Below are 20,120 nucleotides of genomic sequence, written 5' to 3' on the forward strand. Positions count from 1 at the left end.
CCTGACATGGATTTCCTGACCCGCTTTGGCATCTCGAAATCGCGCCTGACCATTCTTGTCATGATCGCACTGATCCTGCAGGGGCTTTTGTCATATGGATCAATGCCGAAGCGCGAGAATCCCGCGATCACCATCCGCAGTGCGCTGATCAGCGCGCAGTTCCCGGGCATGTCTCCGGACCGGATGGAAAATCTCATCGTCAAGCCGATCGAACGCAAGGCGCGGGAAATCGGTGAGATCGAGGATATCAACTCGCTGATCTCCACCGGCAGCACGGTGGTTACGGTAAACATCTACGACCATGTGCCCTCCAGCCAGTTGAGTACGGTTTTTGAAGACATCCGCAACAAGATGGATGATCTCAAACCAAACCTGCCAAGCGGGACCGAAGGCCCCTTCGTCAACACCGATTACGGCGATGTGGCGATTGCCACGATTGCCGTGACCGGAGAGGGGTTTGAAAACTCCGAGTTGCGCGATTCCGCCGATGATCTGCGGGAATATCTCTACGAGGTCGACGGCATCTCCAAGGTCTCGCTCTTTGGCGTGCAGGAAGAGCGCGTCTGGCTGGAGCTCGACACCCGCAAACTGGCGGCGGTCGGCGTTCAGCTCAGTCAGGTTCTTGACGATTTGCAGTCGCAGAACGTCATCCTGCCGGCCGGCGAGATCGACGCCGACGGGGTCAATCTGATCCTTGAGGCCAATGGAGACCTCGCCTCGGTCGAGGAAATCGGCGACGTGCTGACCAAGGTGCAGGGCCTTTCCGGATTCGTGCGGCTGAAGGATCTGATGAATGTCCGGCGGGGCTATCAGGATCCGGTCAACAAACCGGTCTATTTCGACGGTCAGGAAGCCGTCATCGTCAGTGTCGAGATGACCGATACGGAGGATATCCAGAAAATCGGTGCGGCACTGAAAACGGCGGTTGCCCAGTTCGAGCAGACTCAACCGATCGGGATCACCTATAAATTCTCCACCTTCCAGGAGACCAATGTCACCACATCCATCAATGCGGCGTTGATGAATGTGCTTCAGACCTTTGCGGTCGTGCTGGTCGTGATGCTGATTTTCCTGGGCTTCCGGGGCGCCTTGATCATCGCCTGTATTGTACCGTTCACGGTGACCTTTGCACTGGTCGGGATGCGGCTGATGGAAATCGACCTGCAGCAGATTTCAATTGCGGCGGTCATTATTTCGCTCGGCCTGCTGGTCGATAACGGGCTTGTGGTGGTGGAGGACATCGAGGGCCGCATCAAGCGCGGCATGGAGCCTGAGGAAGCAGCGCTCGGCGCTGGGCGGCAGTTCTTCATTCCGCTCGCTGTTGCCTCGATCACAACGGTCTCGGCCTTTATCCCGATGCTGATCCTTGACGGTGTGGAGGGCGAGTTTGCGTTTTCGCTCGGTGCGGTCGTCGGTATCATGCTTGCCGGTTCATGGTTCACCGCGCTTTACATTCTGCCCTCCCTTTGTGTGTGGTTCGCCCGGCGAAAGAGCAAGGATGTCGCCGCCGGTCCGAACCTGATGGTGCGCAGCTACGGAGCGATCATTGGCCGAACGCTCACCTTCGGACCGTTCATCATCATTGGCTGCTATCTGGCTGTTGCGGCCTCGATCAGCCTGTTTTCCAGCGTCAAGAACGAGATGTTTCCCCTGTCCGAGCGGGCGGAATACATGATCTATCTCAATATGCCGAAGGGCACGGCCATATCGGCCACACGCGCCGAGGCGCTGCGGGTCGAGGAGTGGTTGCAGGACACGTCGCAAAACCCTGAGGTCGTTGATACGACGGTGTTTGTCGGCGATGGCGGACCGCGGTTTTATCTGGCGCTCAACCCGGCGGATACGGACCCGGCAAGCGCCTTTATCCTGATCAACACCGAAACGTTCGAGGGTGCGGTGACGGCAGCAGCCAGGGCAACCCGGCACCTGATCGAGAATCACCCGTCGGCGCGTTTCAAGGTCAAGCGGCTCTCTATGGGCGGGGGTGAATCGGGCATTGTCGAGGTCAAGCTCTCGGGCTCCGACGCCGAGAAACTGCTGATGCTTGCCGATGAGGTCGAAGTCGCCTTCGACGCGGTTCCGGGTATTTCGCAGAACGAAAACGACTGGGGCAACAAGACGCTGAAGATCGTGATCGATGTCGATCAGAGCAAGGCCCGCGAGCTTGGTGTTTCGTCGCAGGAAATCTCCGACGTGATGGATACGTTTTATTCAGGTACGTCATTTTCAACCTATCGCGAGGGCGATCAGTCGATCCCGATCGTGGTGCGGGCCGAGGAGAGTTTCCGGCGCAGCATTGAAGACCTGGCAAGCCTTTCGGTGCCGGCGGACGGGCGGCTCGTGTCGCTCGATCAGGTGGCCACATTCGATCCGCAGCTGGAGTTTTCGCAAATCCGCCGCGAGAACCAGATCAGAACGATCAAGATCTCCGGCAAGAGCGATACGCTTGCCGCCGACCGGGTTCTGAGCCTGATCCGGCCGACACTCGACCAGCTTGATCTTTCCGGCGGTTACCGCCTTGAGATCGCCGGTGAGACGGAAAACAGCGCCGAGGTCAACGCAACGCTTGCCGCCGGCATGCCCCTGGCGCTGTTGGTGATGCTGGCCGCGCTGATGTTCCAGTTCAATTCGGCGCGGCGCGTGCTGCTGACCTTCATGACGGTGCCGCTGATTATCATCGGCGCACCGCTTGCGCTGCTGATCACAGGCAAGCCGCTTTCGTTCTTCGCCATTCTCGGCATGATCTCGCTTGCCGGCATCATCATCAACAATGCGATCGTCCTGATCGATCAGATCGATATCGAGCGCAAGACGGCCGACTTGAAGGAGGCGGTTGTCGAGGCCGCGAAGAAACGGGTCACGCCGATCCTCTTGACGTCTCTGACCACGATTTTCGGCCTGATGCCCATGGCCATCAATGGCGGTGCGCTCTTTGAGCCCATGGCGACCCTGATGATCGGCGGCCTGGCCGTTGCATCGGTGCTCAGCCTGTTCTTTGTGCCGGGCGCCTACTACCTGCTCTTCGGCGGGTTGTGGAGCCGCAGCAAGACAAAGGATAACGTAGCCGCGGAATCGGCCTGAAGGCCGCTTACGGTGATGCCAGATCGCGGCTTTCCCTGCGCACGGAGACGGGCGCCTTGCCGTAGTGCTTGTTGAAGGCGCGACTCAGCGCTTCGGGGCTGCCGTAACCGAGGCGCCGGGCGACCGACTGGACACGTTCTCCGGAGGCAATGTCCTGTCGCGCCAGCGTCATGCGCCAGCGGCGCAGATAGGATTGTGGCGTCTCGCCGACTTGCTCCGCAAACTGTTCCGAAAACCGGCTGAGCGACATGCCGGCGATTTCGGCCAGTTCGCCGTTTCGCCAGTTGCGGCCGGGCTTGTCATGCATGACGACGAGGGCACGGCTCAGGCGCGGATTGGAAAGCCCGGCAAGCAAGCCCGGGTTTGTCGCACCACGCTCGATCTGCTGGCGAAGCAGGCGAATGAGCAGGACTTCGCAGAGCCGGTTGAGTGCCGAGGCCGATCCGCAGCGCGCGTCATGGGCCTCGGCGACCACCATCTGCAATAGCAGTGCTGAATTGTCGTCACCGCTCGTTTCCATGACCAGCCGTTCGGGCAGCGCCGCGACCAGCGGGTTGCTTTCCCCGCCCCAGTCGGCGCGGGCCTCGATCAGCCGCCGTTCCATCGGGATGTCACTTGGCGCGGCCCGGACCGAGGGCCAGAATTCGACCGCACATGGTGTTTTCGCGGAGCGGCCGCCATAGAAAATCAGATTGCCGGTTCCGGGCTCCGCCATCTCCACCGACATCTGGAAATGCTGCATCAGTGCCGACAGCCGGTCGTATCTGCTCATGGTTGTTCCAGTGAGATTGGGTGTTTCGATCAGATTATTCGGATTTTCCATACCATAACAATTGATATGACAAAACCAGATTTGATGAAGGAAAGAGATTGTCATGTTGATGCCAAGACAGAAAACACCCGATCTTGTGGTTCCGATGCTCTCTGGAGAGACATTCGATCTTTCGAAGGAACAGTCCGAGCGCGGGGTTGTCATCTGCTTTTACCGGGGCCTGCATTGCCCGATTTGCGCCACCTATCTCAAGGAACTCGAAAAGCTGACGCCGGCCTTTGCCGAACGCGGCGTGACGACGCTTGCGCTTAGCTCGGATGGCCGTGAACGCACCGAGGGCATGGCAGAGAAAATCGAGGCCAAGGCGCTGCGCTTCGGTTATGATCTCGATCTGGCGAAGGCCCGCGAATGGGGCCTTTACATCTCCACGTCGCGCGGCAAGACGTCGATCGGCATTGAGGAGCCGGCACTCTTTTCCGAACCCGGCCTGTTCATGGTGACGCCGGAACAGACGCTTTACTACGCCTCGGTCCAGACCATGCCGTTTGTGCGCCCGCATTTTTCCGAGCTGGTCGGCGCGCTCGATTTTGCCATTGAGAAAAACTATCCGGCCCGCGGCGAATATGCCGGCGAGGTCTGACGACCTCCGTCAGCCGCTGCGATTCCCGAGGCGCGGGATTGCCGGCGACTGATCGGGCCACCCCTGGCTTGCCTTGAAAGCTCCGCAAAACAAAAAAAGCCGCCGGGTGAAGCGTCACCCGGCGGCTTTCTTTTCTTGGACTGCCTGTCTTTAGGCGGCGAGGTCGCGCAGCACCGTCTGCAGGATGCCGCCATTGTTGACGTAGTCGACTTCATCCAGCGTATCGATGCGGCAGATGATCGGAACGTCTTTTTGCGTGCCGTCGCCATAGGTGATCTTGGCGATCTTGGTTTCCCGGGGCTTGATGTCTTCAAGACCTTCGATGGTCACCGTCTCGTCGCCCTTCAGGTTGAGGCTTTCCCAGCTTGTGCCGTCTTCGAGCACAAAGGGAATGACGCCCATGCCGACGAGGTTCGAGCGGTGGATGCGCTCATAGGACTGGGCGATCACCGCACGCACACCCAGCAGGTTGGTGCCCTTGGCCGCCCAGTCGCGTGATGAGCCGTTGCCGTATTCGACACCTGCAAAGATGACCAGCGGCACGCCTTCCTGCTTGTAGAGCATGGCGGCGTCGTAGATCGACATCTCCTCCTTCGACGGATAGTGGATTGTGTAGCCGCCCTCCTTGCCGTTCGGTCCGAGCATGTGGTTGCGGATGCGGATATTGCCGAACGTGCCGCGCATCATGACCTCATGATTGCCGCGCCGCGTGCCGTATTGGTTGAAGTCGGCGACGGCGACATCATTGTCCATGAGATACGAGCCGGCCGGCGACTGCGCCTTGATCGAGCCTGCGGGCGAGATGTGGTCGGTGGTGATCTTGTCGCCAAAGAGGCCAAGCACGCGGGCTCCGACAATATCCTTGATGCCGCCGGGCTGCTTGCCCATGCCGACAAAATAGGGCGGGTTCTGCACATAGGTCGAGGTGTCGTCCCAGGCATAGGTCTGGCCTTCCGGCACCTTGACGTTCTGCCAGTTCTCGTCGCCCTTGAAGACATCCGCATATTTGGATTCGAAGAGTTCGCGCGTGACGTTTTCGGCGATGAACTTCTGAATCTCGTGCGAAGACGGCCAGATGTCCTTCAGGAACACCGGATTGCCGTCCTGGTCCTCACCGATCGGTTCGGTGGTCAGATCCTTGGTGACGCTACCGGCGAGCGCGTAGGCAACGACCAGCGGCGGCGAGGCGAGATAGTTTGCCTGTACGTCGGGCGAGACGCGGCCTTCGAAGTTGCGGTTGCCGGAAAGCACGCCGGCGGCAATGAGGCCCTTGTCGTTGATGGTCTTGGAAATGGCCGGGGGCAGCGGTCCTGAGTTTCCGATGCAGGTCGTGCAGCCGAAGCCGACAAGGTTGAAGCCGAGCTGGTCGAGATCGTCCTGCAATCCGGCATTTTCCAGATATTCGGCAACGACCTGCGATCCGGGCGCCAGCGATGTCTTGACCCAGGGCTTGGTCTTCAGGCCCTTGGCGAGCGCGTTGCGCGCCAGAAGCCCGGCGCCGATGAGGACGGACGGGTTCGAGGTGTTGGTGCAGGAGGTGATGGCGGCAATGGCGACATCGCCATGGCCGAGATCGTAGTCCTCGCCCTCGACCTGGTAGCGAGCGTCGGCATTGGCCGTCTTATTGTATTCATCCGCCAGCGATTTGGCGAAGCCCGCGGCAATGCCTTCCAGCGGAATGCGGCCTTCCGGGCGTTTCGGACCCGCCATGGACGGAACCACGTCGCCGAGATCAAGCTCGAGCGTATCGGTGAAGACCGGATCGTCGGCGTTTTCATCACGCCACATGCCCTGTGCACGGCAATAGGCTTCGACCATGGCGATGCGGTCGCGGTCGCGGCCCGTCATCGTCATATAGCTGATGGTCTCGTCGTCAACCGGGAAGAAGCCGCAGGTCGCGCCGTATTCGGGGCCCATATTGGCGATCGTCGCGCGGTCGGCGAGGGTCATGTTGTTAAGGCCGGGGCCGAAGAACTCGACGAATTTGCCGACAACGCCCTTCTGGCGCAGCATCTGCACGACGGTCAGAACGATATCGGTAGCGGTGATGCCTTCCTTCGGCTTGCCGGTCAGGCGGAAACCGATGACTTCCGGCAGCAACATGGAAATCGGCTGGCCGAGCATCGCGGCTTCGGCCTCAATGCCGCCAACGCCCCATCCGAGGACACCCAGGCCGTTGATCATCGTGGTGTGGGAATCGGTTCCGACGCAGGTGTCGGGATAGGCGACGGTTTCGCCGTCCTCATTCTTGGTCCAGACGGCCTGGCCGAGATATTCCAGGTTGACCTGGTGGCAGATGCCGGTGCCGGGCGGCACGACGCGGAAGTTGCGGAAGGCCTGCTGGCCCCATTTGAGGAAGCGGTAACGCTCGCCGTTGCGCTGATACTCCAGCTCCACATTGCGGGCAAAGGCGGTGGGCGTTCCGAATTCGTCGACGATTACCGAGTGGTCAATGACGAGATCGACCGGCACGAGCGGGTTGATCTTTTCCGGATCGCCGCCGAGGTTCTTCATGGCGTCGCGCATGGCCGCAAGGTCGACAACGGCGGGTACGCCGGTGAAATCCTGCATCAAAACGCGGGCCGGGCGGTAGGCGATTTCCTTGCCGGCCTTGCCGCGGTCCTCAAGCCAGGCGGCGACGGCCAGGATGTCATCCTTGGTGACGGAGCGGCCGTCTTCATTGCGAAGCAGGTTCTCCAGAAGCACCTTCTTGGAAAAGGGCAGGGCGGAGATGCCGCTAAGGCCGTTCTTTTCCGCCTCCGTCAGGCTGAAATAGGTATAGTCCGCATCGCCCACTTTCAGTGTGCTGCGGCAGTTGAAGCTGTCGAGTGATTTTGTCACAGGCGGCTCTCATTCGTGTTGGTTCACCGACACTTCGAACGAACGCCTTTATACGCGCAAGAGAGCACGAGAAGCCTGCGGGTACGGTCATTTCCGCTGTCCGTCCGCGGTTTGGTCTGTTAGACCCTCTACCAGGTTCGGCGGATATATGATGTTCACGCCGACCGCTGGCGTGGTTGCAGGCCTTATAGATAATTTTATAGAACGGTTCTAGACCGTTTTCGGTCCTTATCGGAGATTTTTCCCTCATGCACGATCGCGCCGAGAAAGTGAGCTGACCCATGCGGCTTGTCGCCGACAATGTCTGCGTCGCGCGCAGCGGCCAGGTGTTCTTCTCCGGTATCAGCTTTTCGCTCAATGCGGGCGAGGCGCTGGTCGTCTCCGGGCCGAACGGTGTCGGCAAATCGACCTTTTTACGGGTGGTTGCCGGTCTTCTGCCGGATGCGGAGGGCCGCATCGAGTTGGAAGGCGGAGGCGGTGAAAACGTTGCCGAATCGGCGCATTATCTCGGCCACCGCAATGCCATGAAACGGGCCTTGAGCGTGCGCGAGAACCTGGAATTCTGGCGCGATTTCATGGGCGTGTCCGAGGCCTATCAGACCAAAGTATCATCCAATGTGGAGGAGGCGGTCGCCAAGGTCGGGCTCGACGGCATCGACCATCTGCCCTTCGGCTATCTCTCCGCCGGCCAGCAACGGCGCATCGCCATGGCCAAGCTCCTGATCGCCTACCGGCCGCTCTGGATCCTCGACGAGCCGACTGCGGCGCTGGACGTTCAGTCGCAGGACATGTTCGCGCGCCTCATCGAAGCGCATCTTGAGGGTGGCGGGCTGGTGATTGCCGCAACCCACCAGCCGCTCGGATTGACCGATGCGCGCAGCCTGGTGCTCGATCCCGGTTCGCGCGCGGCCTTTGGCGCGCGTGACCCCTTTGCCCCGGAGGATGCGGCCTGATGTGGGCATTGTTCATGCGGGATGTGCGCCTCTCGATCCGGGCCGGCGGCGGTGCGCTGATCGGCGTTCTGTTCTTCCTGGCGGTCGTGTCGGTCATTCCCTTCGGCGTCGGGCCTGACCTCAACCTGCTGGCGCGCATCGGCCCGGCGATCCTTTGGATCGGCGCGCTGCTCGCCTCACTGCTCGGCCTTGACCGCCTGTTCCAGACGGACCGCGAGGACGGCTCACTCGACCTCATGCTGATGCAGGAAACGCCGATGTTTGCAACGGTCCTCATCAAGTGCCTGGCGCACTGGACCGCGACCGGCCTGCCGCTCATCGTCGCCTCGCCCGTGCTCGGGCTTTTCCTCAATGTCGGCGAGGTGGCGACCCTCGCCATTGCCGTCACCTTGCTTGCCGGAACCCCGGCGATCACCTTCATCGGCGCGGTGGGCGCGGCTGTTTCGGTTTCTCTGCCACGCGGCGGCCTGCTTGTCTCCGTGCTTGTCCTGCCGCTGGCAATCCCCGTCCTGATCTTCGGCGTCAGCGCCGTCTACGGCGCGATCGAAGACCCGGCCCCCTTCCTGCCGCCGTTTCTGATCCTGTGTGCCATCACCCTGTTTTTCTCGGTGATCGGGCCGCTTGCTGCTGGCTCAGCGCTCCGGGCGTCTTCGGATTAGGCAGTGGATGCGTGATAGGTCGCCTTCGGCCCAAGGCAGACATTTGCACGCGCAGATCTAATGATATTGCCTGCTGCAATGCAGCGAATGGCAGGACTGAGCCCAGTCTGGACGTTCATTTTTAGAACCGCGTCATCCTCCCACCACAATCCAAGAGGAAGGAATCAAGCAATTCGGTTGGCTCTAGGATCATGATTTAATGAGAAGAATTTTTAAGATCACATCAATTGCGGTGCTACTGTTCCTCGTGGGTGTGATTGGATATGGAGCATTTGGCTATTTCGACGCGCTTTCGGATTCAGAAGAACTTGAAGCAAGAGCCGACGGCCTGATTGCAGAAGACTTGGGTGGCTCTTCTCTCGGTGAAGAGCGCTATCGTCAACTGTTAGTGGTCCAAGACCCGGCCTTTGAGCAGCACAGTGGAGTAGATATAACAACACCCGGTGCAGGTATCACGACCGTTACGCAGTCGCTCTCCAAGCGGGTTGGGTTTGAGAATTTCACCCCCGGTATCGGAAAAATCCGACAGATTGGTTATGCGCTTGGGTTAGAGAGCCGGTTGAGCAAAGAGCAGATCATGGCGCTTTGGCTCGATACACTTGAAATGGGGCGCGGGCCGGAAGGCTGGGTCACTGGATTTCATCGTATGAGCGAAGCAACTTTTGGGGCAGCGCCCGCCAAGATCGAAGACGATGAGTATCTATCCATGCTTGCGGTCCTCATTTCACCGGGCCGCTACACTCTCGGTACTGATGACCAAGCACTACTGGAAAGGACAAATCGCATCCGCCGTTTGGTTTCGGGAGATTGCGCTCCCAATGCCAATTCCGATGTTTGGCTTCAAGGTTGTAGCCAGTAAATCAAAACGGCGGCCTTTTTCGCAGAACCGCCGCGAATGCGGTGCGCAGCGACAGGCAGCAATGGGCCCTTCTCGAATTCTTTCAGCGTTGCAGCGGATGACACTTTCGGAAAACTGGGCCAGACTTTAGTTTGCATTAATATTAGTGTAAACTTATATCCTGGAAGCTTGTGAGGATACGGGCATGGAACTCGACAACGCTTTGGGTGCGACCTTTCGTGAGGTTGGCAGTGGTGAACGCGACGGAAAACCGACGCACATCGTCCGCGCAAGCCGAAGCTACGCAACAACTCCGGACGATTTGTGGCACGCGGTGACCGACGCGGAGCGCATACGGCGTTGGTTCGCGAATGTAACCGGCGACCTGAATGAGGGTGGGCGTTTCTCGATTGAAGGAAATGCGGACGGCGATATCGTTGCCTGTGAGCCGCCGAGACTCTTGGTTCTGACATGGGAGTTCGGCGGCAATACGAGTTGGGTCAAGGTGGTGATTGAACAATCCGACGACGGGGCATTGTTGACGCTTGAACATGAGCATCCGACAGACGAAAGAAGTCAGGCCCATTGGAATGCGTATGGTCCGGGTGCGACAGGCGTGGGTTGGGAACTGGCAATGCTGGGATTGGACGTGCACCTTGCAAGCGATGGCAGTTCAACCCTTGATGCCGGAATGAAATGGGCCGAGGGGCCGACGGGAAAAGCAATGTTGCGTTCGTGGGCCGAGGCATGGGGCATGGCGCACGCCGACGCAGGGACAGACCCGCAGGTCGCAATGAACAGCGCGGAAAGAACTGCCAGGTTCTACACGGGTGAAAGCCAGTGAACGCCTTCGACGTATTGTCCGATCCCGTACGCCGGCGAACTCTGGAGCTTATCTCGCAAAGGGAACACGCGTCTGGCGAAATCGTCAAGGTTGTCGAGTCGGAATTCGGTATCTCTCAATCGGCTGTCTCCCAGCATCTGCGCGTCCTGCGCGAAACGGGTTTTGCAATTGTACGGAAAGAAGGCGCCAAACGCTGTTACGAAATCAATCCTGCGGGTTTTGCCGATGTGGACGCCTGGCTGGATCAGCTTCGGTTTTTTTGGGCCTCAAGAATGGAGGCTCTTGCCACCGAGGTGGAACGCGGCAAGCGATCTGACAGGGGCGCAGGCTGAATTCATCGCGGCTTCTGGAACGCCGCTTCGAGCCCAACTTGACCATTGCCGCACACTGCATAAGTGTCAGGTGGAGAAATTGAATGAAGCTGCCCAAACATGCCGCAAACCATCGAAACAGACCGCTTGCTTCTTTCGGCCCCCAAACTGTCTGAAGTGCCGGCGCTTTTCAGTTTCCTGGGTAACAAAGTCGCCATGAAACACACCCATTGCGATGCCAGTCTTAAGGAATGTCGGCGCAGAATTGCCGTTCATGAGTGGAGGAGACGCCATGACGGATTTGCTCCCTGGACAGTTCGTATCAAACAAACAAGAGTACTGATCGGTTGGGGCGGGCTATATGACGATCCGTTTGATCCGGGCTGGGGTATTGAACTGGCTTACTATTTTGATCCATCCGCTTGGGGAAACGGCTATGCAACAGAGCTTTGTCATGCGGCGCTGGAGTTTTCCGATCAAAGATTGGAGCTTGAGAAAGTCTCTGCATTCGCTCCTCCAGATAACTCCGCATCAAATGCGCTGCTTAAGAAGATGGGATTCGAATACGAGCGATTTGTAATTGAAATGGAACGCAACCTTTACACTCGCCGAAGACAGGCTTAGCGCAATATCTTCATCAAAACGGTCATTCGTTCAATCGCGGCAACCGGTCGATCCGAGCCCAATATTGCTCTGGGCTTGATTGTCAGCTCTTGTTTACTCACCAAAACTCGCCCGAAACATCTGATCGCCAGCCTGCTTGAAATCATTCGACCAATCAGGTTTGCTATCGCTTGAAATTCCGATCTGGGGGCAGACAACTGAAAGCGATCGACAAATTTCTTCCCAAGGGACTTCTTGTGCTCTCGGCTGTCCTGCTGATATGGGGCTTATCGGGACTTCTGGAATACGCCTTTTCCGGTGTGAATCTGGGCTTGCAAAACAGCAACTTTCCACCTGGTCTTCAATTCATTCATTTTTTTGCGATTTCGCTGACCGGGGCAATTTTCGTTTTTGGTTACCTTAGTCGCTGGCCCCAAACACCCTATGCCACAATGACTATGTATGCCGTGCTGGCGGCTTTGTGCTTTGTCGAGACGATCGATTTTCAAGCCTTTGGCGGCGGGGCCGGAGGCGTTGCAATCATGCTGCTGGAGTTCACCCTTTATATCGGGCTTTCAGTTTACCTTCTTCGCTCAACATACATCCGGGAACACTTTCGCCTGGCTTTGCCGCGGAGCGATACCCAGACCTGACCAGCCCGCCGAGCGCACACAAATCCTGCGCTATCACCTCTTCTGCTCCATCATCGGCCCGCTTCCCGCCTGCTCGGTGCTGATTGCCCTTGCGTGGATTGTGACGGCAGCTAAATTCTCACCGTTGCACCGGCAGAAGAAAGGCAGAGCGGATGCTGTGTAAGATCGGCGAGGTTGAAGTCTGGAGAATCCTTGAAATCAACGGCCCGTTCCTGACGCCGGAGGAGCTTTTTCCGACGGCGGGGCCGGATGTCAGGCGGATCGTCGAGGAGCATGTGGAGGGCGGCGTTTGCGTCCGGTCGGGGCGGCTGATTCTGCCGGTTCAGGGATTTCTTCTGAAAACGCCGTCTCACACGATCCTGGTGGACAGCTGTGTGGGCAATGACAAGACCGTGCCCGGCACGCCCGATTGGCATAAACGCTCGGACACGCGGTTCATGGCGGCCCTGACCGCTGCCGGCGTTGGCACGGACGATATCGACTATGTGCTGTGTACCCACCTGCACCCGGATCACGTCGGCTGGAATACCAGGCTTGAAGACGGGCGCTGGGTGCCGACATTCCCGAATGCCCGTTATCTGCTGCCCGCCGCCGACGAGGACGTGCAGCGCGCGCGCCACGCGGACCTCTATGTTGAAAGCGTGTTGCCGGTCATTGAGGCCGGGCAGGCCGAGCTGGTTGAGGCCGGGCATATGCTGGGTGATCACGTGACCCTGGTCCCGACACCTGGCCACACGCATGGCCATGTCTCCGTGAAGGTGAAAAGCGGCAATCATGAAGCCCTGATCACCGGCGATGCCATGCACTCTACCGTGCAATGCCGGTATCCGGACTGGCACTTCATATACGATGCCGATGCGGAGATGGCCGTCGCCTCGCGCAGACGATTGCTGGAACAGGCCTCCGAAACAGGCTGCGTTGTTTTAGGAAGCCATTTCGCACTGCCCTCATTTGGGCATGTCAGGTCCGACAGGGACGCCTTTTTGTGGGAAGACCGGCTTTGGCGCAAAAGCTGATCTCGCGCGGCGCTGATCCCTTGGCCAATATTCCCTGGAACGAGACGCCGGCATCACAGGGATGCAGCCCGGGCGGCCCGGCGCTCTGATCCCGAAATCGGCGGTTTGAATGCACCCATGGTCAGTTCAACCAGGAGCGGGATAACGTTCAGCTGGCCGATGAACATTTCCTTGTGCTCGAGCGTGACGAATTCGGGGTTGAGGTGTCCGCTTGGCACCGACGCTTCAGCAAGTGCCAGAAGCTCGGGCATCATCGGAACAAGGAACACAAAGGCGTTGGTTGCCAACACGGCGGCGGCCAGAAACTTGATCCTCATCCACCATGCACGTTCCCGGCAGAAGAAGAACAGAACCAAATCACAAAGGATCTTCAGCGTCAGACCGGGTAAAATGAGGATGTAGGCGCTTTGAAGCTTGTATGTGTAGACCGTCACCATCGTGTCCGGTGCCGCATTGGCAAAGAGCACACCAATGACGATGTGTGACAGTATGCCCCCAACATAGAGGATGTTGCCGATCTCGTGAGCGAATTCTACGAGTTTTCGGGGCATGTGCGATGGTATCATCTCAGACGCCGCCAACAACCGCCAGGTAAGCGAATAAAATGAATATTGCCCCTGCAATAAGGGTGCGGGGCAGATGAAGCCTTCCCCAGCGGCCAAGGTCGTCTGACATCTGATCCGAGTGAATATCCGCCCCTTCGGCCATGATGCGCCGGTTGACCGGCATCAGCACGATGATCGTGTAGGGTCCGCTGACCTGCAGGATGACGGCTCCGGTGAACCACCACCAGTTCCGCGACAGATAGGAAACCGCGAGACTGACCAGCAGGACGGCGATCGAAAGGCCCAGCTGAAGATGATTGGACTTGTGGAAGAACGGTTTGAAGTAGCCGACGGCGGTTTCGCGCGAACTTGCCATCATCGCCGGATAGGAAACGGCTGATGCCGACATGCCGTAGCCGAATACCATCGCCATGAGAGTCAAATCGAGTATGACAAGCGCGTCCAACATTTTTGCTTTGCTCCTGTTTCAGTGATGCAACGCTTGCGCTTCGGCAGGCTCATCGGAACTCAAAGGCTTCGGTATGAATCCGTGTCCGGCCAACCCCTTCAGCCTTGAGGTTCTTCATCAAAGCGTTGACCATCGGCCTGGGTCCGCATAGGAAATAGTCGTAGCTGTCAAGCGGGTCGGGCAGCTTGGTTTTCATGATGTCGACCCGGGCGAAATTGCCCTCGTCCGAGAACAATGGCACGAGCGTCACGTTGCCGAGTTCGGCGGCGCGTTTATCCAGTTCATCGAGGAAAATTGCATCGTCGCTGTTGCGCGCGGCGTAGACGAGGTGGATTTCCCGGCCATCGCCCGGTTTCATCTCACGGACGGCCGACAGGAACGGCGTCAATCCAATGCCGCCGGCGAGCCAGATCTGTTTTCTCCCCGCCGATGCCATATCGAAGCGGCCATAGGGTCCGTGCACATGGACAGTGGCGCCGGCCTTCAGTTCTTCACGAACCTTTCGCGTCCAGTCTCCGAGCACCTTCATGGTAAAGCGCAGGCGATCTTCTCCCGGGGCGCTGGAAATCGTGAAAGGATGCGGCTCGTCCCAGCCCTTGCCCTGCACTTCCACAAAAGCAAACTGTCCGGATTTGTGTTGCAGATTGTCGCCGACCGGCTTGAGAACGATTTCAGTCGCCCGCTCCAGAGCGTTTACGCTTTCGATCGTGTATTCCAGAGCTAATCTGCGGTTCTTTCCCGCAATGCTGTAAAGATAGGAAAGAATGCCGATAACAGCCGTGCAGATCAGCAATATCCCGGACGGGCCGAAGCGCTCGAAGAAAATTGGCGGCGCCAACAAAAAATGACCGACAACCAGAAGGTAAACAAGACCCATGGCTTTGTGCGGTAGCCGCCAGCGGTGATAGGGGATCTTCCGGTTGAGCGTCAGCGCCAGCGAAATGACGAGCAGGATCAGGGCGACCATTCCCATGGGTGCCGAGGGAACCAACGACATTTCGAGTTCGCTGACGCCGGCGGGCAACGCCTTCGGCACGCCCAGAAAATGCAGCAGCACCAGTAGCCCTGCGATGACACCGCAATATTTGTGGACCTGATACATACGGTCCAGCCCGCCGAACAAGGCTTCGGCGGCTCTCAGCCGGGTCGACAGAACAATCGCCACCGTCATTAACAAAAACGCAAAACCGCCCAGCAAAGTGGTCATGGTGGTTCTGCCGTCATGGCCTTCGGGAGCGAAGCCGATATGCAGTCCGGCGAAGACCGCCAGAAGAGCGATGATCAGGTAGATGCCGTTACGATTTAACATGGAAACGCCCCGCCTTCGGATTGTCGATGCCTATTCAGGCTTGAGTGCGGCCCGGATGGCGACGAGCACGGAAAAGCCGCCCAGAAACTCTGATTTTTCGAGGATGGCGTTTCCGTTCACATCGGCGCGGTCAAAATCGGCAAGCAGGGATCTGCGGTGTTCCGACTGGGTGATTTTGCCGTCACCGTTGCGGTCCCAGAAACTGAAAACAACTTTCAGCGCCGTGTCATAGGCCAGTTTCCTGTTTTCATCTTCGGCGATGTTCTGGAAACCAAAACCCCAGCCCAGAAACTCCGCAAGTTCCATGCCGCCATTGTCGTTGGCGTCGATGGATTCGAATATGTCGGCCCTGATAGCCTCCATATCACCCTGGTGCAGGTAACCCTTGCCGTGACGGTCGGCCGACTCGAATGTGAGTTCGGCCAGCAGCCTGCCTTCCGGTTGTTCCTCGGCCGCCGCCGGTGCGATCAATGTTGCAACAAGGGCGGTGCAAGCCAGCATCTGTTTCATTTTTTTCTCCATGCCTGTTGTGAAGCCTTGGACGCTCATATAATTTGCGAATGCAATACATGCAAATGCAACACTTGTAAATACAATTGTTGCCAGTGGAGGCGAATCTGTGAAAGTCAGGGGGATCAATGGGCAGGGATGAGTTTTTGATGACCCAAATCTCCGAGGCGCAGCGCAGGCGACAATCCAGTTTGGGATTTTTGATTCAGATACTCGCTCGCCGCATTGATCAGGAGATGAAGCAACGTCTGGCTGAAATCGGAATCGATACGAAGATTTTCGCGAACCTCATGCTATTGAGCGAGGGTGACGGCATCACGCAGCGGGAGCTGGGCAGAATGCTGGAGTTTCCGGAGTATTATACGAGCAGAACCGTTGATATCCTGGTTGCAAAGGGACTGGCCGAAAGACGCCCGGACCCGGACAGTCGCCGGTCGGTGCTGATATTCCTGACCAGCAAGGGTCGCGAAAAAACCAAGGCCCTGCCATCAATCATCTCAGCGGTAAACTCTGAGTATCTTGGACCCCTGAACGCGAAAGATCGGCAGCAACTGGTCAAGCTTTTGCAGCGCGTTGCGCGTATCGATGAGCATGGCGACCCCAATCTTTAAGGCAGCCAAGGCCAAGCGTTCGCTGAGCATTATGCATGAGGCGGGCGTCCTCAAGGCTGGCGCAATTTGACCGGATGCGGCACCACCGCGATACTGTGACGTTTGTCGGGGCTCGGGGACAGCCCTGCGGCGAGACTGATGTGTCGGGGGGTGCACTTTGAATTCCATCTTGAGAAAACTGCGCTGGCTGTTGTGCCTGGCGATCATGCCAACGGGAACTCTGGCGCAGGATGCCGCTCCACCGGATCTGCTTTCCTTTGCTCAGGGCGCGGTGCCTGTCGCGGTGACAAGCGCGCCCTCCGATCTGCGGGTCGGAATTGATCAGGCCATCGGCGTCATTGACGGCAATTGGGCCGGCTTTGGTATTTTGCGCAAGCCGGCGGTGGCCGGGGATGTGGTCGAGATGACCTTTTCCTTGCCGGCGCCAACGCGGTTCGACAGGTTTGCGGTGCCAAATGTGTTTGAAACGCGGAGCCCATCGCAGACCTTCGTGAAAACGGTTGAGGTGCTTGGGGCGACGGATTCCGTCGACGGGCCCTATCTGCCCCTGGCGCGGGCCGAGCTGACCACGCATGAATCAGACGGTGAGCAGACAGCTCTTGTCTTGTCTGACGATCAGCCGGAGGTGCGCTGGGTCCGTCTGCGCCTTTCCGGTGGTATCGATGTGCAGACGGACAAGAGCTTTCTGGAGTTTTCAGAGCTGATTGGCACGGGTGTCCAACAGGAGCCGCCATTGTCCGAAGCCTTTGCAGGTGTGTGGTCCGGGCGCGGTGTGAAGCTGGAGCTGGAGCAGAAGGGGCCGGTTGTCACAGGTTGTTATGACGGAAATTCCGAGCTTAAGGGCACCGTTCGCGGCAATATTCTGCGTGCCCTCGGTGCGGATCCGGCTGGCGTGCCGTCGCAATTCATCCTGATCGCGGGAGACGATGGCGCCATTCAGGGTCTTCGCTCCTCCAATGGAGCACCGTTCAAGCCGTATAATGGTGATCGTTCCGACAAGCCGGCAACCTGTCTGCAGCCTGAGCCGCCAAAGCTCGGCTGCGGCTCCATCGTGCATGGGATCGGCTTCGACTTCGACAGCGACCGGATAAGGCCCGCCTCGCAAGGCGTAGTCGAAGAACTCTATGCCGGGCTCAGTGCGGATGCCGGCACGGGGATCCGGATCATCGGGCATTCTTCGAGCGAGGGTGCGGAAGATTATAATCGCGACCTTTCCGAACGGCGTGCCCGATCGGTTGTTGCGGCTCTGGTGGATCTCGGGATCGACCCCGCCGACATTTCGGCTGCGGGCCGTGGCGAGGCCGAGCCGATCGCCAGCAATGACGATGAAGCCGGCCGGTCGCTCAATCGCAGGGTAGAGGTGACATGCTCCGGATGATCCGCGCCGGATTGCCGCTCCGGGGCGGTATTGCCGAGCCCGTCGACTGGGCATCGATGCACGTTTGAGGGGGATGATGGGGTCATGCGACGGGCTGATATTGTCTATGCACTGATCGTTGTCTGGGCGCTGGCGATTGGCTGGTCATTGTGGGGCGCTGCCGCGGTCGAAGGGCCTCGAAACCTTGATACGGGCTTCAAGAAGCTCGATGTGTTTTTCAAGGGCCAGCTTCTTGCATTTGGTGTTGCCCTGGTCACCGCGGCTGCCGGTTTTGCGTTTGCCGGTGCGGCCCGCCGGATACGCCTGATCGGCCTCATTCCGATTGGTCTGACGGTGTTGGTGCTCGCCGGGTCAACTGCGGCGTTTCTTCTGTTCAACGAGGCGGACCCAACACCGTCCACGCAAACACGCATGCCGACTGCCCCGGCAGACGGGGCCGTCGACTAGCCGCCCGCACTCGTCGGTTTCGGCTTATAGCTCATAATTCGATGGTTCTGTCCGGGGCGAGCGATGTGAGAAACGGCCGGTCATGGCTGACCACCAGAATGGCGCCATTATAGGCCGCCAGCGCGGTTTCGAGCGCTGCGATGCCGTCGAGATCGAGATGGTTGGTCGGTTCGTCGAGGATGAGGAGCATGGGTGGATGGGCGGAGCCAAGGGCGCAGGCAAGGCCGGCGCGCAGCCGTTCACCGCCGCTCAGATCGCCTGCCTTGCGCATGGCGTCCGCAGCGCGGAAACCGAAGCGGGCGAGCGCCGCATGGGCCATATTGGCATCCGCCGATGGATTGAGGCGCTGGTAATTTTCCCGCAGTGCCCGTGCCGGGTCCAGCAGCGCCAGATGCTGATCCAGCATGGCAAAGGAAACCATCAGGTCCACGGTGCCGCTTTGAGGCGCGACCTGACCGGCGATCAATTTCAGAAGCGTTGTCTTGCCGCTCCCGTTCGGCCCCGCAATCAAAACGCGCTCCGGGCCGCTTACGGTGAGCGACAGATCACGGATCAACGGGCGGTCCGGATCATAGCCGCCGGTCACGCCATTCAATCGCAGCACCAGCTTGCCGGGCGGCAGGCCCGTCGGGGGAATGCTCATCTCGATGGGCTGCAGGATCTCGATCTTTTCGCGTGCGGCGGTCAGCGCTTCATCCGCCGCCTCCCGGCGCGCGTCCCTCAGGCGCGTGCCGGTTCCGTCCGACGCCTCTGCCCGCTCCTTGGCCTTGTCCATCAGGATCTTGGGCTGATCGCCCCTGGCGCGCGCTTTGCGCCCGGCCCTGTCCGTGCGCGCCTTGCGTTCGCCGGCCAATTGCGCGCGCTGTGCCGTTTCGGTACGGATCTTTTCCGCATGGGCAAGGGCGCGCTGTGCTGCGTCGAGCTCGGTCTCCTTGCGTTGCCGGAAGGCGGTGTAGTTTCCGCCATAGCGGGTCGCGCCGAGTGAGGTCAGCTCCACGATTGCGTCCATTTCTTCCAGCAATTCCCGATCGTGGCTGACGATGATCGCCCCACCTTTCCAGCCGCGGATAAGCTCGATCACGGCTTTGCGTCCTGCCCGGTCGAGATTGTTTGTCGGCTCGTCCAACAACAGGAAATCCGGCTTGGCAAAGATCAGCGCGGCAAGGGCGGCGCGGGTGCGCTGACCGCCCGAAAGCGCGGCCAACGGGGTCTGGAGATCAGCCGTAAGATCGCAACGCGACAGTGCGGCTTCAACCCGTGAGGGCAGGGTCCAGTCCGCATCGCCGAGTTCTTCGACGCAGGCCGACCCCTCTTCCGCCCGATCAAGCAGCGTGAGTGCTCGCCGGACGCCGAAGAGGTCGGCGATGGTATCGCCGGGACGCTGCATTGCGTCCTGCCGCATCATGGCGCATGTGCCCGATACCTGCACATGGCCAGCTGCGGGCAGCAGATCGCCGCAGATCAGGAGCAGGAGCGTGCTCTTGCCCGTCCCGTTACGCCCGACGATGCCGGTGCGCTCGGGCGCAAAAGCCAGATTGAGGTCGGAAAAAAGTGGCGTGCCGTCAGGCGTGGACCAGGAAAGACTGGATAGGGACACTGATGCGGGCATGGGGAAGAACGTCTCGTTGCAAAACCGGAAG

General features: G+C 59.1%; 20 protein-coding genes. 13 read left to right on the forward strand and 7 right to left on the reverse strand.

Annotation, left to right across the window (positions count from 1 at the left end; all coding sequences use genetic code 11):
• Positions 1-6: 6 nt before the first annotated feature.
• Positions 7-3,081: an efflux RND transporter permease subunit gene (locus OQ273_RS21370; RefSeq protein ID WP_267992946.1), complete on the forward strand. Its 3,075-nt coding sequence runs from the start codon at positions 7-9 to the stop codon at positions 3,079-3,081.
• A gap of 7 nt (positions 3,082-3,088) precedes the next feature.
• Here OQ273_RS21370 and OQ273_RS21375 read toward each other — a convergent pair whose 3' ends face one another.
• A complete protein-coding gene (locus tag OQ273_RS21375; protein WP_267992947.1) occupies positions 3,089-3,853 on the reverse strand; it encodes an AraC family transcriptional regulator in 765 nt (254 codons plus the stop codon).
• 103 nt (positions 3,854-3,956) lie between these two features.
• Here OQ273_RS21375 and OQ273_RS21380 point away from each other — a divergent pair, with 103 nt between their 5' ends.
• Positions 3,957-4,493: a peroxiredoxin-like family protein gene (locus OQ273_RS21380; protein WP_267992948.1), complete on the forward strand. Its 537-nt coding sequence runs from the start codon at positions 3,957-3,959 to the stop codon at positions 4,491-4,493.
• A gap of 150 nt (positions 4,494-4,643) precedes the next feature.
• Here OQ273_RS21380 and acnA read toward each other — a convergent pair whose 3' ends face one another.
• Entirely contained in the window at positions 4,644-7,334 is a 2,691-nt protein-coding gene (gene acnA / locus OQ273_RS21385) for an aconitate hydratase AcnA (protein WP_267992949.1), read from the reverse strand.
• Between the two features lie 281 nt (positions 7,335-7,615).
• On the opposite strand from acnA, the gene ccmA reads away from it, so the two are divergent.
• The 8 genes from ccmA (at position 7,616) to OQ273_RS21425 (ending at position 13,211) form a co-directional block, all read left to right on the forward strand.
• Positions 7,616-8,287, forward strand: coding sequence for a heme ABC exporter ATP-binding protein CcmA (ccmA, locus tag OQ273_RS21390; protein ID WP_267992950.1), 672 nt, complete (start codon positions 7,616-7,618; stop codon positions 8,285-8,287).
• Positions 8,287-8,946 carry a heme exporter protein CcmB gene (gene ccmB, locus OQ273_RS21395; protein WP_267992951.1) on the forward strand — a complete coding sequence of 220 codons (660 nt, stop codon included), beginning with the start codon at positions 8,287-8,289 and terminating at the stop codon, positions 8,944-8,946. The genes ccmA and ccmB overlap by 1 nt, the downstream gene beginning before the upstream one ends.
• Before the next feature lie 199 nt (positions 8,947-9,145).
• Entirely contained in the window at positions 9,146-9,805 is a 660-nt protein-coding gene (locus OQ273_RS21400; protein ID WP_267992952.1) for a transglycosylase domain-containing protein, read from the forward strand.
• A 184-nt stretch (positions 9,806-9,989) separates the two neighbouring features.
• A complete protein-coding gene (locus OQ273_RS21405; protein ID WP_267992953.1) occupies positions 9,990-10,628 on the forward strand; it encodes an SRPBCC family protein in 639 nt (212 codons plus the stop codon).
• A complete protein-coding gene (locus tag OQ273_RS21410; protein ID WP_267992954.1) occupies positions 10,625-10,960 on the forward strand; it encodes an ArsR/SmtB family transcription factor in 336 nt (111 codons plus the stop codon). The genes OQ273_RS21405 and OQ273_RS21410 overlap by 4 nt, the downstream gene beginning before the upstream one ends.
• A gap of 99 nt (positions 10,961-11,059) precedes the next feature.
• On the forward strand, positions 11,060-11,563 hold the full coding sequence (locus OQ273_RS21415) for a GNAT family N-acetyltransferase (protein ID WP_267992955.1): 504 nt from the start codon (positions 11,060-11,062) through the stop codon (positions 11,561-11,563).
• 236 nt (positions 11,564-11,799) lie between these two features.
• A complete protein-coding gene (locus OQ273_RS21420) occupies positions 11,800-12,195 on the forward strand; it encodes a hypothetical protein (protein WP_267992956.1) in 396 nt (131 codons plus the stop codon).
• A gap of 152 nt (positions 12,196-12,347) precedes the next feature.
• On the forward strand, positions 12,348-13,211 hold the full coding sequence (locus OQ273_RS21425; RefSeq protein ID WP_267992957.1) for an MBL fold metallo-hydrolase: 864 nt from the start codon (positions 12,348-12,350) through the stop codon (positions 13,209-13,211).
• A gap of 53 nt (positions 13,212-13,264) precedes the next feature.
• Here OQ273_RS21425 and OQ273_RS21430 read toward each other — a convergent pair whose 3' ends face one another.
• Genes OQ273_RS21430 through OQ273_RS21445 form a run of 4 tightly spaced genes read right to left on the reverse strand, consistent with a single transcriptional unit; the run spans position 13,265 to position 16,044 of the window.
• Positions 13,265-13,762 (reverse strand): hypothetical protein, encoded by a 498-nt coding sequence (locus OQ273_RS21430; RefSeq protein WP_267992958.1) that lies wholly within the window; start codon positions 13,760-13,762, stop codon positions 13,265-13,267.
• A gap of 16 nt (positions 13,763-13,778) precedes the next feature.
• Positions 13,779-14,225 carry an anthrone oxygenase family protein gene (locus tag OQ273_RS21435; protein WP_267992959.1) on the reverse strand — a complete coding sequence of 149 codons (447 nt, stop codon included), beginning with the start codon at positions 14,223-14,225 and terminating at the stop codon, positions 13,779-13,781.
• Between the two features lie 49 nt (positions 14,226-14,274).
• Positions 14,275-15,534, reverse strand: coding sequence for a ferredoxin reductase family protein (locus OQ273_RS21440; RefSeq protein ID WP_267992960.1), 1,260 nt, complete (start codon positions 15,532-15,534; stop codon positions 14,275-14,277).
• Positions 15,535-15,564: 30 nt separating this feature from the next.
• Positions 15,565-16,044 (reverse strand): EF-hand domain-containing protein, encoded by a 480-nt coding sequence (locus tag OQ273_RS21445; RefSeq protein ID WP_267992961.1) that lies wholly within the window; start codon positions 16,042-16,044, stop codon positions 15,565-15,567.
• A 149-nt stretch (positions 16,045-16,193) separates the two neighbouring features.
• On the opposite strand from OQ273_RS21445, the gene OQ273_RS21450 reads away from it, so the two are divergent.
• The 3 genes from OQ273_RS21450 to OQ273_RS21460 all read left to right on the forward strand — a co-directional run bounded on the left by OQ273_RS21450 (position 16,194) and on the right by OQ273_RS21460 (position 18,480).
• Positions 16,194-16,655 carry a MarR family winged helix-turn-helix transcriptional regulator gene (locus OQ273_RS21450; RefSeq protein WP_267992962.1) on the forward strand — a complete coding sequence of 154 codons (462 nt, stop codon included), beginning with the start codon at positions 16,194-16,196 and terminating at the stop codon, positions 16,653-16,655.
• 169 nt (positions 16,656-16,824) lie between these two features.
• Positions 16,825-18,033, forward strand: a complete 1,209-nt coding sequence (locus OQ273_RS21455; RefSeq protein ID WP_267992963.1) for an OmpA family protein — start codon at positions 16,825-16,827, stop codon at positions 18,031-18,033.
• An 84-nt stretch (positions 18,034-18,117) separates the two neighbouring features.
• Positions 18,118-18,480: a hypothetical protein gene (locus OQ273_RS21460; protein WP_267992964.1), complete on the forward strand. Its 363-nt coding sequence runs from the start codon at positions 18,118-18,120 to the stop codon at positions 18,478-18,480.
• A gap of 31 nt (positions 18,481-18,511) precedes the next feature.
• On the opposite strand, the gene OQ273_RS21465 is transcribed toward OQ273_RS21460, so the two are convergent.
• Positions 18,512-20,089 carry an ABC-F family ATP-binding cassette domain-containing protein gene (locus tag OQ273_RS21465; protein WP_267992965.1) on the reverse strand — a complete coding sequence of 526 codons (1,578 nt, stop codon included), beginning with the start codon at positions 20,087-20,089 and terminating at the stop codon, positions 18,512-18,514.
• Positions 20,090-20,120 lie beyond the last annotated feature (31 nt).

The organism is Hoeflea prorocentri, from assembly GCF_027944115.1.
Classification (GTDB): domain Bacteria; phylum Pseudomonadota; class Alphaproteobacteria; order Rhizobiales; family Rhizobiaceae; genus Hoeflea_A; species Hoeflea_A prorocentri.